This is a genomic window from Desulfobulbus rhabdoformis (assembly GCF_016919065.1).
Lineage (GTDB): Bacteria > Desulfobacterota > Desulfobulbia > Desulfobulbales > Desulfobulbaceae > Desulfobulbus > Desulfobulbus rhabdoformis.
The window spans coordinates 1-1,430 of record NZ_JAFFQA010000123.1 but is presented as its reverse complement, the minus strand read 5'-3'; the positions used below and the strand labels follow the sequence as shown (position 1 = coordinate 1,430).

Below are 1,430 nucleotides of genomic sequence, written 5' to 3'. Positions count from 1 at the left end.
TTACAACTGGTTGCACCGACGAACGGAAGAGCCGTGAACAAAACACTCCACGTGGACGCATTAATTCAAGCTATCAAAGCTGATTTTGGCAAACTTACCGATCATCGGGCCCAAAATGCCAAGATTGCCCTTGATGACGCGATCATGTCTGCCTTTGCCGTGTTTCACCTGAAAGACCAGTCGCTGCTGGCCTTCGATGAGCGACGGCGCAGAGAACCAGAAAACCTGCATACGGTATATGGAGTGACCGGCATACCCTGCGACTCTCAGATGCGCGCCATCTTGGATGAAGTTGATCCAGACTATTTACGACCAGCGTTTCGCACCGTTTTTCGGCGGTTGCAACGCGGCAAAAAGCTGGAATCCATGACGCTGCTTGGTGGCCATTATCTGCTCAGTGGTGACGGCACGGGGTTTTATTCCTCAACGAAGGTGGCCTCACCCTACTGCCTCAAAAAAACTCGTCGCAATGGAACAGAACTGTATTACCAACAGATGTATGCCGCTGCCCTGGTGCATCCGGATTGTCGCGAGGTAATTCCTTTCTTTCCTGAAATGATTACCCGCCAGGACGGTTCGGCTAAAAACGATTGTGAGCGCAATGCGGCCCGTCGTTTCTTCGAGGCACTGCGGCGTGAGCATCCACACCTCAAGCTCATCGTCACCGAGGATGCACTCAGCAGCAACGCGCCCCATATCGAGGATCTGCAACGGCTAAATCTTCGTTTTATCCTTGGTGTCAAGCCTGGAGACCATCAGTTTCTGTTTTCGTTGGTTGACGATGCCATCGCACAGGGGAAGGTCACCGAGCTACAGCAAGTGGACTCCAACGATCCGGGCAAAATACATTTTTTTCGTTTTATTAATCAAGTACCGCTCAATCAGTCCCGCCAGGACCTGCTGGTCAATTTCCTGGAATACTGGCAGGTGGATAAAAATAACAAGGTTACCCGGTTCAGTTGGGTCACAGATCTGACTATCACTCCTGAAAACGTCGAAGAGGTCATGCGGGCTGGCCGCGCACGGTGGAAGATCGAAAACGAAACCTTCAACACCTTGAAAAACCAGGGATACAACCTGGAACATAATTACGGACTGGGCAAGAAGCATCTCAGCGCGGTGTTTGCCATTCTCATGATGCTGGCCTTTCTTGTCGACCAGGTGCAGCAAATGAGTTGCCATCTCTTCCAGGCAGCGTTGAAGGAACTCGGCTCCAAAAGAGCGTTGTGGGAGATGATGCGCAATTATTTCCGCATATTCAGGGTTGATTCAATGGAGACGATCTTCCGTGTGCTGGTCTACGGCCCAGGCGGATATATTGTGATGGAGAGAGACTGGCTCGGCGGTTAGCGTTCAAGTCATTCAGCAGAACTGTCAAAGAGCAGCCCCTTCGGTTTTATCTGAAAAGGGAAGAGGATAAGTGCGTCTAA

The 1,430-nt window shown here is 51.0% G+C and carries 1 protein-coding gene; it reads left to right on the top strand.

All coding sequences use genetic code 11. The annotated features are described in order from the left end of the window. The first annotated feature begins 6 nt into the window (after positions 1 to 6). Positions 7 to 1,350, top strand: a complete 1,344-nt coding sequence (locus tag JWJ90_RS22665; RefSeq protein WP_240195119.1) for a transposase — start codon at positions 7 to 9, stop codon at positions 1,348 to 1,350. The last annotated feature ends 80 nt before the right edge of the window (positions 1,351 to 1,430 follow it).